Genomic DNA, 14,766 nt, shown 5'->3' with positions numbered 1-14,766 from the left:
CTGTAACGGTGAAAGACCGCTTTGGATGTGGTACGGCAAGCACTACCTTTAGAGTGGTGAACTTCCCGAGGTTCTTCACTCCGAATGGCGATGGATATAACGATACTTGGAACATCACCGAAATCGCAGCAGACCAGCCCGATGCTTACATTTATATCTTCGACAGATACGGAAAACTCCTCAGAGAACAGTCGGTTACAGGCGAAGGTTGGGATGGAAAAATCAATGGAGCCGATGTGCCTTCAACCGATTATTGGTTTAAGATTTTTTATAAAGAGAATGGACAGGATAAGGAATTTAGATCCCATTTTGCTTTAAAAAGATAGCTAATAAATCGGTGGATAAGTATGCCCGAATATTTTTAAATGGCGTCTACAAGCTAAAGAAAAATTTATATCTTTGACCAATTCGTAAATAAAGGAAAAGAAATCACTGAGAACAGCAACAATAAGCTTTTGAAATAATATACATTAAATCAAAAACGGATACAATGCAGCAGTTTCATCGCCCCGATTTCATTAAAACGATAAATAAAATGAATATAAAAAAGTTATTATTATTGATTGTGTTGTTTGTTTCTCAATTCTCTTTTTCACAAGAAGGAATTGCTGTTTATTCAGATTACTTATCGGATAATTATTACCTACTTCACCCTTCGATGGCCGGAGCGTCGAGTTGTTCAAAACTAAGACTCACAGGCCGTCAACAATGGTTCGGACAAAAAGATGCTCCTTCAATGCAAACCTTGAGTTTCAATGGTAAAATCGGAGATAGCGAACAATCCGGAGCCGGAGTAATTGTATACAACGATAAAAACGGGTACCACACCCAACAAGGTATTAAAGCTACTTATGCGCACCATATTATGTTTTCCAGAGATGCCGTAGACTTGAATCAAGTCTCTTTTGGTTTGAGCGTGGGCATGGTACAGAGCGCATTAGATGAAACCGAGTTTAGAGAGTTTGATCCTACAGTCAACGGAACGATAGTTCAGAAGTACAATTATTTCAATGTTGACTTGGGAATGTCGTACAATTATTTAGAGTTCTATACACACGTAACCGTTAAGAATGCTATCGAAACCAGAAGAAAAATCTACACCGAGTACGAAGACGATAATATTAGAAAAGTGATTATCAATTCTGGTTATGTTTTCGGAAATCAAGAAGGCTTGCTTTGGGAACCTTCAGTGATGTTCCAATTGGTCAATCAAACCAAAGAAAAGTCCATAGATGTAAATTTAAAAGCATACAAACAACTAGATTTTGGTAAGCTTTGGGGCGGATTGTCTTACAGAAGAAGCCTAGATGGTGCCGAGTACAGAAAAGGCGGCAGCACCGAAGTTCAGAAGTTGCAATACATCACTCCAATTGTTGGTTTGAATTATAAAAATTATATGTTCTCTTATACGTATTCCGTAGTGACAGGCGCCGTGAAATTCGACAATGGCGGTTACCACCAAATAACTCTAGGAATGAACATCTTCTGTAAACCGGAGAAATACCACTGTAATTGTCCTGCGATTAATCCATAAAATTATAAGTCCCGAACCATCGGGATTTTTTTTTTGAATAGAGTATGATTATAAAAACTGTCAACGGAAAAGCACCAATTATTCCTGAGGATTGCTTTATAGCAGATAATGCAGTAGTTGTTGGTGAGGTTGTTTTTGGTACTTCCTGCAGCGTTTGGTTCGGCGCGGTAGTTCGTGGCGATGTCAACAGTATCACCATCGGTAATAAAGTCAATATTCAAGACGGAGCCGTGATTCATTGTACATACCAAAAGCATCCTACCAAAATTGGCAACAACGTTTCTATTGGCCATAATGCTATTGTTCACGGATGCGAGGTTCACGACAATGTACTTATCGGTATGGGTGCTATCGTTATGGACAATTGTGTGATTGAAAGCAATGCTATAATTGCTGCTGGTTCAGTAGTTACTCAAAATACCAGAGTGCCTTCAGGGACCATTTACGCAGGAGTTCCGGCCAAATGGGTGAAAGACATTGACGCATCTGATTTCGCAGGAGAAATAGAGCGCATCTCCAATAATTACGTAATGTACTCAAGTTGGTTCAAAGAAGATTAGAATTCTTTGTATTCCACGGCGTATTGGTGTTTCAAAATACCATCCAACACTTTCGGATTACCGTTCGTATAAAAAACAGCTTTGCCTTTTTCTTGTTGGTTTAGGGCAGAATTGGCTTTCAATACATTGTAAGTTTGTCTAGCTACTGCTTCGCCAGAATCGATGATTTGAATGTTTTCGGGAAGTATTTTTTTTAGTTGCGGAATCAAGTAGGGGTAATGGCTACAACCTAAGACCAAATAGTCAATATTAGCCTCAACCATCGGTTCAACGTAAGATCGTAGCAGTTGATCCATTTCTACAGAATCCAAATGACCAGCTTCAATAAGTTCAACCAAGCCATGGCCTATTTGTTCAATGATTTCCGTGTCGTGATAAATTTCTACTGCTTTATTAAATAGTTCACTACTGAGTGTTCCTTTGGTTGCTAATATGCCGATTTTTTGAGTTTTGGAGTGAAGAGCGGCAGGTTTGATAGCTGGTTCAATACCGATGAAGGGCACGTCGTATTTGGCTCGCAGTTCTTTAATAGCGTTGGTAGTGGCGGTATTGCAAGCTACGACAACAATTTTCGCGTTTCGCTCTAAAAGGAACTCGGTATTCTTGATGCTTAGGCCAATTATTTCATCTTTTGATTTTATGCCATACGGAGCATTTTTGCTATCGGCCAAATAGATAGTGTCTTCAGAAGGCATCAAATGATGAATGGCCGACCAAATCGATGTGCCACCAATTCCTGAATCAAATAAGCCGATAGGATCTTTATTGCTCATCAACCAAAGGTAAAAAAAAACTCCATCCGGAATTTCCAAATGGAGTATGTTTATTGTTTATTATTTTATTAGAAACCTAAGTCTTTTTTAACATCGGCTGTAATGTTGGGGCCGTCTGTCAGTAGTAAACCTTCTGAATTCAACACATATTGGAATCCTTTGGCTTTACCCACTTTTTGAATCGAAGCTTTTACTTTTTCCATGATGGGTTTTACAATATCAGCTTCTTTTTGTTGTAGTTCTTTTTGAGCATTGTCTCTGTAATCTACAATTCTTTTTTGCATGTCTTGCACTTCTTTAGAGCGAGTTTCATTTACAGCATCAGTAACAGTGGTGGCTTCTTGTTCGTATTTTTTTAGTTTGGATTGGTACTCATCCACCATAGTTTTGTATTCTGTATCGTAGGTGCCGCTTAGTTTTTCCAACTGCTTTTGCGCTTCCAACATGGCAGGCATTTTACCCATTAATTCGCTTACATCTACGTGTGCCACTTTGGCTTGGGCTTGAATTTTCTGGCTTCCTGCAACAAAAACAAGTGCTGCTATTACTAAAGTTTTGAATTGTTTCTTCATTTTTAAAATATTAATTGTTGGTTTTAATCTTGCTTTCCTTCTTTAAGTTTTTCTTCTCGAGCCTTTTTCGCGGCTTCTCTTTTCTCTAGTGCTTGTTTCTTTTTTTCTTCAATGGCTTTTTTGCGCTCCTCTAGTGTTTTAGCCCGATCTTCAGCAGCTTTTATTTTTTTATTGATGGCCGTACTGTCAACAGTTTTAATTGGGGTTTCGGCTGGTTTAAGGGAATCAGTTCCTTTGTTTGTTGAAGTGGAATCTTTCGCAGTACTCTTACTTTCAGTCTTTGGAACTGCTGTTCCGTTCTTCTTGGCTTCTTTAGCTGCCAAAGCTTGTTGTTTCCTTTCTTCAGCGGCTAACTTTTTATCGGCGATTAATTTTTCCCTTGCGGCTTTTCTTTCTGCCAATTTTTTATTTCTCTCGGCTAGTGCCGGACTTTCGTCTTCCATATTCTCTAGCGCTTCTTTCTTTTCTTCTTCTTTGAGTTGTTTTTTAGACATCTGATTTCGTTTGTTAGATCTAGTAATCACTCGAATCACTTGGTCGCTGATGTCGTAACGTTTGGCTGCAAATAGAATGGTTAGGTCTGAAGTTTTATCAAAGATGAAATCATATTTTTTGGCTTCAGCAATGTCTTGCGCTGCATTGAAAACTTGATCTTGAACCGGTTGTGCCAAGACTGCTTTCTGGATGGTCAAATCGCCTTTAGGGCCGAACCTTTTTTCTTGATAGTCTAAAAGTTCTTTTTCCTGAAATGCGATTTCCTCTTCTCTTTCTTCAATCAACTCTTTGGTGAGTAATACACGTTCAGTAGCTAATAAATCTTTTAACCTCGAAACTTCGTTCTTTTTGGTCTCGATTTCTTGCTTCCATTTTTGGGCTTTTTGCTCCAACTGGTTTTTGGCTTCATTATAATCAGGAACGTTTTGAAGAATATACTCCATATCGATATAACCAATTTTAACGCCTCTTGACTGCGCTTGAATAGCCACCGATGCGGCGATTATCATCAACAAGGATAAGATATGTTTTTTCATACTCTTCAAAATTTCGTTATAAATACCATGCCAAATATAGTTAAATTTAGAATTGCTGACCAATTATAAAGTGAGTTTCCAAACCATTTGCCTTGGTCGCTCCGGTCAGCGGATCGAAACCGTAACCGAAATCGATTCCGAGCAATCCGAAGGCAGGCATGAAGATTCTTAAACCGGCACCCGCTGAACGTTTGAGTTGGAACGGATTGTATTTGTTGAACGATTCATAGGCATTTCCACCTTCAATAAAACCGAGCACATAAATTGATGCTGCTGCTTTCAACGTAATCGGATAACGCAACTCCATCGAGAATTTATTGTATATCGGTCCGCCTTCATCGGTAGATAATGAGTTATTAGGATAACCACGTAGCTGGATTACCTCACGCCCATCTTGAGCAAAATTTGCCAAGCCATCTCCGCCTACGAAGAAACGCTCAAACGGAACAATACCACGCTTATTGTTGTAAGCTCCTAAATATCCAAATTCACTTAAAGTTCTAAAGACGAGTTTTCCATAAATCTTTGTGAACCAATCTGCTTTAAATTTAATTTTGTAGTATTCCAGCCAGTTGAATCTTTTTTGATCCACCTTTCCTTGATCTACAGCAGCATCGCGATAATCGTTCACTACTTGGTAAACGCTTGAACCAGGAAATGTCTGAGCGATGTAATCTCCTTCTTGTGGATATTGCCCATTGGCCGTAGGTTGTGTAGAAATTCCTGAATTGGCGGTGTAGCGCAATTTATATTCTGGAAGATTGGACAAATTGCCGTAATCTACACCATTAAATAGCGAATAAGGAAAAGTGAATTTTCCGGAGATGCTGAATTCCGAACCATACATCGGGAAAATCGGGTTGACTCCTTTGTTATTTCTACTCAAACCAATAGTGTAAGCCAAGTTTCGCGAAGAGCCATCACCAAAAGTAAACAAACCGATGTTGTAGTTATTCAGGTCATAGTACTGGAAACTTGCCGCTTGAGAAAGTACAAAAAAGTCATCCGGCACGGTCAACCGTTTGGCGATTCCGACACTGGCCGAAATGATATTAAAATAGCGGCTTCTCACAACACCAGAACTAGTGTTGGCAAACTGTTTACTGTAGGCGAGCGAACTGCTGAATTGAATCGGTTTTTTTCCGCCAAACCAAGGTTCGACAAATGAAAGGCTATAAGTCTGGAAATAAGAACTTCCCTGTAAGCGCAATGACACTTTTTGTCCGTCGCCCATTGGTAAAGGCCTGTAGGCTTCTTTTTTGAATATGTTGCGCGCCGAGAAATTGTTGAACGACAAACCTAGTGTTCCGATGAAACCGCCACCGCCGTATCCACCTTGTAATTCAATTTGGCTTGAACCTTTTTCTACAAGTTTGTATTCGATGTCGACCGTTCCGGCTCCAGCATCTACGTTCTTAAAAATAGGTTCGATAGCTTCCGGGTCGAAGTAACCCAATTGTCCGATTTCCCGAATGGTTCGCACCAATTCCTCTTTGCTGTATTTTTGACCTGGTTTGGTTCGAAGTTCACGATAAATCACGTTGTCATTGGTTTTGTCGTTACCAATCACCGTAATCTTGTTGAAATAAGCCAGCGGACCTTCTACAATCCGGATTTCGAAATCAATGGTGTCGTTGTATGTCTTTACCTCTACCGCGTTAATATTCGAGAACAAGTAACCACTGTTTTGGTACAAGTTGGTAATGTCCTCACCGTCAGGTTTGGTTTTGTCGGCGATTCTTTTCTCGAGTAAAACCCCATTGTAAACATCGCCTTTTTTAATACCGAGAATATTTCTCAAGCCATTATCCGGATATACGGTATTTCCGAGGAATTTGATGTTTCCGAAGTAGTATTTCCGACCTTCTTCCAGGTTGATTTTGATGTCGATTTTTTTCTTGTCTTCGTTGAAAGCTACGGTGTCAGATATTATTCGCGCATCGCGATAACCGTTTTCTTTGTACTTGTCAATGATTTTGGTGAGATCTTCTTTGTACTTGTCTTTGATGTACTTGGAAGCTTTAAAAATACGGATCGGATTAATTTCCTTGGTGTTCTTCATCGCTTTGTGCAGCTTGCGGTCTGAGAATTTTTCATTTCCGCTGAAGTCGATGTTGCGCACCTTAATCTTGCTGCCTTTGAAAACGTTCACATACATCCTCACTTCGTTGCCGCTGGTGGTGTCAGGCTGGGTTCTGATGGTCACTTTCGAATTGTAGAAACCATCTTTTCGGTATTTATTTTCGATGTAGTTTTTGGTAGTAGTAATTAGATTTTCGTTGACGATTTTACCTTTGGTGAGCCCATTTTCCTTGATGAATTCTTCGCTTTTCTTTTTCTTGATGCCGGCAAATTTGACTTCGCTGAGTTTTGGAAGTTCGGTAATGTTTAAATCGAGGTAAATGCTATCGCCTTGAATTTTATTTACGTAAAAATCAATCTCGCTAAATAACCCCAGTTTCCCGAGTTTTTTGATGGCGTTGCTGATTTCTTCACCCGGAACAGTGATGTCTTGGCCTTTTTCCAGCCCAGCGAAAGTAACTACGGTTTGGTCGTTGTAACTGATTTTTCCGATAACGTTGACATCGGCGAGTATGTATTTAGTGCCTTGATCAAACGGAACTCGGTCTTGTTCTTGTGCGATTATCGGGGCAATATACCCAAAAGACAGAAGGGCAATCAGGAGCTGTATTCTTTTGTACACTAAAAAATTATTTAATTTGTTCACTTGTTTTTCCAAACCTTCGTTCTCTTTTTTGGTAGCTGATGATGGCTTCGTATAAATCTTCCTCTTTGAAATCGGGCCACAAAACGGGCGTAAAATACAGCTCGGCATAAGCAATCTGCCACAATAAAAAATTGCTGATTCGGTGCTCACCGCTGGTGCGAATCAGCAAATCTACCTCTGGCAAATTTCGCGTGTAAAGATGCTGATTAATAATCGATTCGTCAATACTGCCAATTGAAATTATATTATTTTTAACTTTCTCAGAAATTTCTTTCACAGCCGATACAATCTCTTCTCGCGAGCCATAACTCAAGGCCAAAGTCAGCGTCATTCGGGTATTGTTTTCGGTGTTTTTAATCACTTCAAAAAGTTCTTTTTTAGCCGATTTTGGCAATAGGTCTAAATTACCGATGGCGTTCAGCTTGATGTTGTTTTCAGAAAGTGTTTTGAGTTCCTTTTTTAGGGAATTGATGAGCAATTTCATCAAGGTGTCGACTTCCAATTTGGGTCGGTTCCAATTTTCGGTAGAGAAAGCATACAAGGTTAAATTGGCAATACCTAGTTTGGCACAGGTCTCAACGGTCATTCGTACTGATTTGGTACCATTCTCGTGACCAAAAGCCCGCAGCATTCCTTTTTGCTTGGCCCAACGACCATTACCATCCATGATGATAGCCAGGTGTTTAGGAAGGTTGTCGGTATTTATTTTATCTAATAAACTCATGTTGTTAATCCGCACAAAAACAAGGCTTTTCCCCGAAGGTGTATGTTAGCGTAAAACCCGTAAACATATACCAATCTTTGCTGGTCAAGTTGCCGAATTTTTGGCTTTTAAAATTATCATTGTTGCTTCCGTCAAGGTCGTCTTTGAAAGCATTTCTCGCCGCTACTTCAAACCCGATGACAAAACTGTTGAAAATCCGTCCTTTCAAGCCTACGGTCATAGGAATGGCGAAAGTTCTATAGGTTTTGTCTTTGTTTGGCCCACCATTTTGAAAATACAATCCGTCGTAAAATACATAACTAAGTCCGGTAAAAACGTAAGGCGTAAACTGCGGTTCTGAATCGTGCAAATCAAAAGTGAAAAAATCAAATTCTAGTCCGGCGGTCAACTCCTTAACGCTGTTCTTAAAATGATAATCGCGCTCTTGTCTAGACTCAATTTCTGAATCTTCATCGTACGCGGCTATGGTTGATTGCGTGTAGGAAAAGCGCCAAGTGTGTCTTGGGCTTCTGTTCCATTTGTAAAGCAATCCGAAAGCCGGTTTGTTGGGCGCGATGTAAGTGGTTGCTCCGACATCACCAATCATATTACTGCCACCTAAAAACACCCCAATTTCATGGATTTGCGCTTGCAATGCGCTTGTGATGAGCAGCAAAAGAAATATAATCCCGAATCGATTCATTGACTTAAAAATAGCGTGCAAATATAATAATAATGAGTACTCGTTCTACATCCCTATTGGCATTTTGTTAAATTAGCGGTGAAGCCTATTTAAATCTGCCAAATCTGCTGTAAAACAGTAGAGCAAACGCGATTTGATAAACAATTAGTATGCGCGAACTAGTTTCTTTTGTCTTCGCCCCAAAGTAGTTTTTTGCGCAAGGTTTTAAGGAAAGTTTCCTCAGGAATTTCAACCATGTTGATTTTGAACGGCGTTTTTTTGATAATCAAGATAGATTCATTTTTGACCGAAGTAATTCTTGAATCCAGCGAAATCAAATACAATTCCTCTCGACCGCTCACTCGCAATCGAATCTCAGTATTGTCTGGAATCACCAGCGGCCTGGCGTTTAAATTGTGCGGTGCAATAGGTGTAATCACAAAACTGCTCACCTCGGGCATTAAAATCGGACCACCACAACTCAACGAGTAGCCTGTTGAACCCGTCGGAGTGGCCACTATCAGCCCATCGGCCCAATACGAATTCAAGTATTCGCCATCGAGCATCGTTTCAATAGTAATCATCGACGTAGTGTCTTTGCGGCTCACCGAAACTTCGTTCATGGCAAAGTTCAGGTTTTTGATATCGGGATTCTCTGGTATGCAATCCAGCGAAAGCAAACTTCTGGGAGAAATTGTGTATTTTTTCTCAATCACGAATTGCAAGAAGTTCTCGATATTCTCCTTTTGTACCGAAGCCAGAAAACCCAATCGTCCGGCATTCACACCCAAAATCGGAATGCCCGAATCGCGCACCAACGTGGCTGCTCGCAAAATGGTTCCATCACCGCCGATACTCAGCAGCATATCGAAACTACTATCCAATTCCGTATGCGAAGAAAATGTATTGTAGGGTTTGGCCACGATTTTCTTTTCGTAGAGCAAATTCAGAAAGTCGGCCTCAATGACCATCTCGACGCCGTTTTTATTAAAAAACACGAAGATATCCTTAATAATCGGCTCGGTGGAATTTTGGTAATATTGTCCGTAAATCGCGACTTTCATGAGGTAGTGGTTGCAGTGGTTGGATGAACGAACCGCTTATATATTAAGGTATTTGTCTAAATAATCGGATCGCTCTTTCAAATTGGCGATGTAATTGTCTTCTTGGTGCTCGGAAATGATTTCGTAATTGTACCTGCGGAAAGTTTGGATGATTTCGTTCATGGCACCCAAACTGATTTTAACCGTTACTTGAATTGTGTCGGCTGAAGCTTCTGAGACAAACATGCCTAAAATTCGCCCGTTGTTGCTCTCAACAATCTGAGAAATTTGGCTCATCGAATAATCTACCATCGGTTTTTCGACCACGATGACGCCGCCGGGTTCTTTCAAAAAGGGTGTTTCATGGAAAAACTTGATGATGTCTTCCAGTTCATAATAACCAACATAAAGGTTGTTTTCATCCAGTACCGGAACCAGATTCGAATGGTACTTGGCAAAAACCTCCAACACATCGAGCCAGATTGTAGTGGTCCTGACAAAAAAAGGCTCCAAGGTGTAGCGGTAATCGCCCACTTTTTTGTCGGCATCGAAAGTGTCTACGTCGTCTACCGCAATCGAACCGATATAAATGCCTTCTTCCAAAACCGGAAAATGCGAATAGGTCATCTCCAGAAAATAATCCTGCACCTCGGCAATCAGGTCTTGGCTTTCGATAGGCTTGAAGTCGTTGTTGATGTAGTCTTTGATATCTTTCATAGGGCAATAATGGTTCAGCAAAATAATCAAATTTATGGCATACCACCTACTTTAACTTTGTATTTTTGTGCTGATTTGTCCTAAAACCTGATTTTCAAGCATGACTAAACTAAGTGTCAACATCAATAAAATAGCTACTTTGCGCAATTCCCGTGGCGGAAATGTCCCGAATTTACTACAAGTAGCCACCGATATCCAAAAGTTCGGAGCCCACGGTATTACCATCCATCCGCGGCCCGACGAGCGCCATATTCGTTACCAAGACGCGCGCGATTTGAAACCCATTGTCTACACCGAATTCAACATCGAAGGCAACCCGCAGCACAACTTCATCGATTTGGTTCTAGAATGCCAGCCTACCCAAGTCACGCTGGTTCCCGATGCTATTGGAGCCATTACTTCCAGCGCCGGTTGGGACACCGTTAAAAACCAATCGTACCTTAAAGAAGTCATCGCCGAATTCAAGAAGCACCACATCCGCACGTCGATTTTCGTTGATCCGGTTCCGGAAATGATCGAAGGCGCGAAAGCCACCGGCACCGACCGCATCGAACTTTACACTGAAGCTTTTGCGCACCAATATGGTTTGGGCAACAAAGCCGGGATTGAACCCTATGTGAAAGCCGCAGAACTTGCCAACGAATTGGGCTTGGGCATCAACGCCGGCCACGATTTGAGCCTTGACAACATAGCGTTTTTTAAGCAAAATATTCCGGGCTTGCTCGAGGTTTCCATCGGTCACGCACTGATTTCCGAAGCGCTTTATCTCGGCCTTGACAATACCGTGAACCTGTATCTAAATAAATTGAAGTAACATAAAAATAGTTTGGGCGTGACCACAAGGGTCGGGCTTTCCGCACTCGCTTTTTTACGTCGGACGCCGCCGCAAAAAGAGCTCAGACAAATGCTCCAATCCCTCACGCGGAAAATTCGTAATCGCCAGCGGTTTTTTGCTGAAATAGTAGCCTTTGGCGCATTTAAAAATGAGAACAAAATTTCAACTTTTCCGAAAACCCTAGCCCTGATCGCAGCGGCAGCCCGCAGCAAAGCGAGGACTACAGCGTAGAGCAGGTTCCTGGCTTCTGAAAAAAAATCACAATGCAAAACATGACTTTATACTCCAAAATAGAAGGCACCGGCCAACCACTGCTAATCCTGCACGGCTTTCTGGGCATGTCAGACAACTGGAAAACGCTCGGTACTCAATACGCCGCTCTTGGTTTTCAGGTGCATATGCTTGATCTGCGCAACCATGGGCGTAGTTTCCATTCAGACATTTTTAATTACGACGCGATGGTTCAAGATATTGTCGATTATTGCGCCGAACACCAACTCTCGAATATCGATATCATCGGGCATTCGATGGGCGGGAAAGTGGCGATGTTGCTGGCGGTACAGCACCCGGAGTTGATCCGTAAACTTATTGTCGGCGACATCGGAACCCGTTATTACGCGCCGCATCATCAAGACATTTTAGCCGGTTTGAACGCGGTGGATTTTTCGAAAAAACCTTCGCGCAATGAGGTAGACCAAATCGTCGCCGAGTATATTCCCGATATGGGCACGCGCCAATTCCTGATGAAAAGCCTGTATTGGCAAACGCCCGAGCAACTGGCTTTTCGTTTCAACTTGGCCGTTTTCAATAAAGAAATCGAAAATATTGGCACCGCTTTGCCTGAAAACAAGCGCTTTGAAAAACCCACGATGTTCCTGCGCGGCGGGAATTCCAGTTATATCAAAGATGAGGATTGGCCTGAAATCCAGCGGCATTTTCCCAATGCGGCTTTAGAAACCATTCCGAATGTCGGGCATTGGCTTCATGCGGAGAATCCGAAAATGTTTTTTGAGCTGACGGGTGCGTTTTTGAAATAATCTGTATTTTTATTCAAAAAAAATAATCAATATGAATCTACTGATTAGAATTCTCATTACCGCCATTCTCGTTATTGTCATCGCGCATTTTATGCCAGGCGTTGCCGTGGCGAGTTTCATGACCTCGGTCATCGTCGCTGTGGTTTTGGCGTTGCTCAACGCTTTTATCAAGCCGATTTTGATTTTACTGACTTTGCCGGTAACTCTAATTACTTTCGGATTGTTTTTGTTGGTGATTAATGCGCTCATGATTCTGTTGTGCACTAAAATAGTTGGCGGTTTTCACGTTGAAAGTTTCTGGACCGCAGTGTTTTTCAGCATCATCTTATCGATTTCACAGTCGATTATTTACGGATTATCTAAAGACAAATAAGCCCTGAAATACAATCTGATAAAAACTTTGTTTGGGTGGTGAAAAAAGTCTAATTTTGCCACCCAATTTTAGTACGAAACAAGATGAATATTACAAGAAATAACGTAGATGCTTTAAATGCAGTGGTTACCGTTGAAATAGCTAAAGACGATTACGCGCCGCAAGTAGAAAAAGTTTTGAAAAACTATTCTAAAACCGCTACCATTCCAGGATTTCGTAAAGGTGCTGTGCCGTTCAGTATGATCAAAAAACAGTACGGAAAAGCGGTGTTGCTCGAAGAAGTCAACAAAGTATTGCAGGAAAACCTGAACCAATATTTACAAAACGAAAAGCTCGATATTTTAGGCAATCCGTTGCCAAAAGCCAGCGAAGATTTCAACTGGGACGCCGAAGATTTCAAGTTCGAATTCGAGTTGGGCTTAGCGCCTTCTTTTGATATCGATTTGGCCTCAGTGAAAAACTTGACGCAATATAAAATCGTAGCCGATGATAAAATGCTCGAAGACCAAGTGCTTCGCATCAGAAAGCAATACGGTAAAATGAGCCAGAAAGATACTGTGGAGAAAGGCGATGATATTTCTGGAACGTTCTTGAATGCTGAGAAGAACATTGATAGTCCGGCGCGCATCAGCTTGGATATCTTTAAAAGTAAAAAAGCGGCCGACGCTTTCTTAGGCAAAAAGGTAGGCAATATAGTGACTGTTAATACCAAAGGGCTTTTCGACGATGACCACAAACTTATGGATTACCTGAAGTTAGGTCACGATGAAGTGCACGGTTTAGCCATTGACGTGGATTTCAAAATAGAGGAAATCACCTCGACCGAACCAGCGGAACTCAATCAAGAATTATTTGATAAGTTGTTCGGTGCAGGAAACGTTTCTTCGGTAGAAGAGATCAAGGCCAAAATCAAAGAAGACGCGGAAAAGCAGTTCGCCACTCAAGCCGACCAGAAGTTCTTGAACGATGTGACCGAATCTTTGCTGAGCAATACCAAGTTTGAGTTGCCATCGACTTTCCTTAAAAAATGGATCCAAACCGTTGGCGAAAACCCATTAACTCCGGAGCAAGCTGAGGAAGAATTCGCCAGATCGGAAAACGGTTTGCGTTACCAACTTATCGAAGGTAAAATCATGTCGCAAAACAATATGCAGATTACTTTCGAAGATTTGAAAGCCTACACATCAGACTTAATCAAAAAGCAAATGGCGCAGTTCGGGCAGATGAATCCAACCGATTCAGACGTGGAAGGAATTGTGGCGCGTGTACTTTCAAACCAAGAAGAAGTCAAAAGACTTTCAGATCAAGTCATGAGCGCTAAAATGCTCGATTTGTTCAAAACCAAAGTGAGTTCAAAAACCAAGGAAGTTACGTATCAGGAATTTATTGCGGCCTCTTACGGAGAATAAATCAAAAAATACTTATATTTGGGCGTCAAATCTTTAGTTTTGACGCTCATTTGTTTTTAAAAAAGCTACAAAAAAGAAAGCATTGCTATGAATTACGGTAAAGAATTTAAGAAATTTGCTACAAAACATCACGGTGTCAACAATTTGTATTACGACAAAATTGTCGGTGCAATGACGCCAACCAATATGACCCCTTATATCATCGAAGAACGTCAGTTGAACATCTCACAACTCGACGTTTTTTCGCGTTTAATGATGGACCGAATTATCTTTTTAGGAACCGGTATCGACGACCAAATTGCCAATATTGTGCAGGCGCAATTATTGTTTTTGGAAAGTGCCGATGCCTCGAAAGACATTCAGATTTATTTGAATTCGCCGGGCGGAAGCGTATACGCTGGCTTGGGGATTTATGATACCATGCAATATATCAAGCCAGATGTAGCTACAATATGTACCGGTATGGCTGCCTCGATGGGCGCTGTGTTATTGTGTGCCGGTGCTGCCGGAAAACGTTCAGCGTTGCCACATTCCAGAGTGATGATCCATCAGCCTTCTGGAGGTGCACAAGGTGTGGCCACCGATATGGAAATCAACCTTCGTGAAATGCTCAAACTCAAAGACGAGTTGTATCATATCATTTCGCACCATTCAGGCCAAACGTTCGATAAAGTCCACAAAGACAGTGAACGCGATTACTGGATGAAAGCCGATGAAGCCAAAGAATACGGCATGATCGACGAAGTTTTAAGACGATAACCCGAAGTTA

The 14,766-nt window shown here is 41.3% G+C and carries 16 protein-coding genes; 8 read left to right on the top strand and 8 right to left on the bottom strand.

All coding sequences use genetic code 11. The annotated features are described in order from the left end of the window. From G4D82_RS13900 to G4D82_RS13890, 3 genes are all read left to right on the top strand, one after another. The coding region (locus G4D82_RS13900) for a T9SS type B sorting domain-containing protein (protein WP_166337902.1) at window positions 1-326 on the top strand (326 nt) is incomplete at its 5' end. Between the two features lie 209 nt (window positions 327-535). Next, window positions 536-1,534, top strand: a complete 999-nt coding sequence (locus G4D82_RS13895) for a PorP/SprF family type IX secretion system membrane protein (protein ID WP_166337901.1) — start codon at window positions 536-538, stop codon at window positions 1,532-1,534. A gap of 44 nt (window positions 1,535-1,578) precedes the next feature. Further along, window positions 1,579-2,094, top strand: a complete 516-nt coding sequence (locus G4D82_RS13890) for a gamma carbonic anhydrase family protein (protein ID WP_166337900.1) — start codon at window positions 1,579-1,581, stop codon at window positions 2,092-2,094. On the opposite strand, the gene murI is transcribed toward G4D82_RS13890, so the two are convergent. From murI to G4D82_RS13850, 8 genes are all read right to left on the bottom strand, one after another. After that, complete coding sequence (gene murI, locus G4D82_RS13885) at window positions 2,091-2,867, bottom strand: glutamate racemase (protein WP_166337899.1); 777 nt, start codon at window positions 2,865-2,867, stop codon at window positions 2,091-2,093. The two genes, G4D82_RS13890 and murI, sit on opposite strands and share 4 nt — an antisense overlap. Window positions 2,868-2,935: 68 nt before the next feature. Next, window positions 2,936-3,439 (bottom strand): OmpH family outer membrane protein, encoded by a 504-nt coding sequence (locus G4D82_RS13880; protein WP_166337898.1) that lies wholly within the window; start codon window positions 3,437-3,439, stop codon window positions 2,936-2,938. 23 nt (window positions 3,440-3,462) lie between these two features. Next, a complete protein-coding gene (locus G4D82_RS13875; RefSeq protein WP_166337897.1) occupies window positions 3,463-4,470 on the bottom strand; it encodes an OmpH family outer membrane protein in 1,008 nt (335 codons plus the stop codon). A 46-nt stretch (window positions 4,471-4,516) separates the two neighbouring features. After that, window positions 4,517-7,210: a BamA/OMP85 family outer membrane protein gene (locus G4D82_RS13870; protein WP_166337896.1), complete on the bottom strand. Its 2,694-nt coding sequence runs from the start codon at window positions 7,208-7,210 to the stop codon at window positions 4,517-4,519. Continuing rightward, entirely contained in the window at window positions 7,182-7,922 is a 741-nt protein-coding gene (locus G4D82_RS13865; protein ID WP_166337895.1) for an isoprenyl transferase, read from the bottom strand. Before G4D82_RS13865 ends, G4D82_RS13870 begins: the two co-directional genes overlap by 29 nt. A gap of 4 nt (window positions 7,923-7,926) precedes the next feature. Beyond that, a complete protein-coding gene (porG, locus tag G4D82_RS13860; RefSeq protein ID WP_166337894.1) occupies window positions 7,927-8,604 on the bottom strand; it encodes a type IX secretion system protein PorG in 678 nt (225 codons plus the stop codon). 158 nt (window positions 8,605-8,762) lie between these two features. Further along, window positions 8,763-9,647 carry an NAD kinase gene (locus tag G4D82_RS13855; RefSeq protein WP_166337893.1) on the bottom strand — a complete coding sequence of 295 codons (885 nt, stop codon included), beginning with the start codon at window positions 9,645-9,647 and terminating at the stop codon, window positions 8,763-8,765. Window positions 9,648-9,683: 36 nt separating this feature from the next. After that, window positions 9,684-10,343, bottom strand: a complete 660-nt coding sequence (locus tag G4D82_RS13850; RefSeq protein ID WP_166337892.1) for a CBS domain-containing protein — start codon at window positions 10,341-10,343, stop codon at window positions 9,684-9,686. Window positions 10,344-10,443: 100 nt separating this feature from the next. Here G4D82_RS13850 and G4D82_RS13845 point away from each other — a divergent pair, with 100 nt between their 5' ends. The 5 genes from G4D82_RS13845 (at window position 10,444) to clpP (ending at window position 14,756) form a co-directional block, all read left to right on the top strand. Continuing rightward, a complete protein-coding gene (locus G4D82_RS13845) occupies window positions 10,444-11,157 on the top strand; it encodes a pyridoxine 5'-phosphate synthase (protein ID WP_166337891.1) in 714 nt (237 codons plus the stop codon). Between the two features lie 293 nt (window positions 11,158-11,450). After that, window positions 11,451-12,215, top strand: a complete 765-nt coding sequence (locus tag G4D82_RS13840; RefSeq protein ID WP_394352294.1) for an alpha/beta fold hydrolase — start codon at window positions 11,451-11,453, stop codon at window positions 12,213-12,215. Window positions 12,216-12,246: 31 nt separating this feature from the next. Continuing rightward, window positions 12,247-12,588, top strand: coding sequence for a phage holin family protein (locus tag G4D82_RS13835; RefSeq protein ID WP_166337889.1), 342 nt, complete (start codon window positions 12,247-12,249; stop codon window positions 12,586-12,588). Window positions 12,589-12,671: 83 nt separating this feature from the next. Further along, the gene (gene tig, locus G4D82_RS13830) at window positions 12,672-13,997 is read left to right on the top strand and encodes a trigger factor (RefSeq protein ID WP_166337888.1); all 1,326 of its coding nucleotides are present in this window, start codon (window positions 12,672-12,674) and stop codon (window positions 13,995-13,997) included. 87 nt (window positions 13,998-14,084) lie between these two features. Continuing rightward, the gene (gene clpP / locus G4D82_RS13825; protein ID WP_166337887.1) at window positions 14,085-14,756 is read left to right on the top strand and encodes an ATP-dependent Clp endopeptidase proteolytic subunit ClpP; all 672 of its coding nucleotides are present in this window, start codon (window positions 14,085-14,087) and stop codon (window positions 14,754-14,756) included. The last annotated feature ends 10 nt before the right edge of the window (window positions 14,757-14,766 follow it).

The organism is Flavobacterium lotistagni (assembly GCF_011392125.1).
Lineage (GTDB): Bacteria > Bacteroidota > Bacteroidia > Flavobacteriales > Flavobacteriaceae > Flavobacterium > Flavobacterium lotistagni.
The sequence above is the reverse complement of the archived record's forward strand: the minus strand, read 5'-3'. Positions and strand labels throughout refer to the sequence as shown.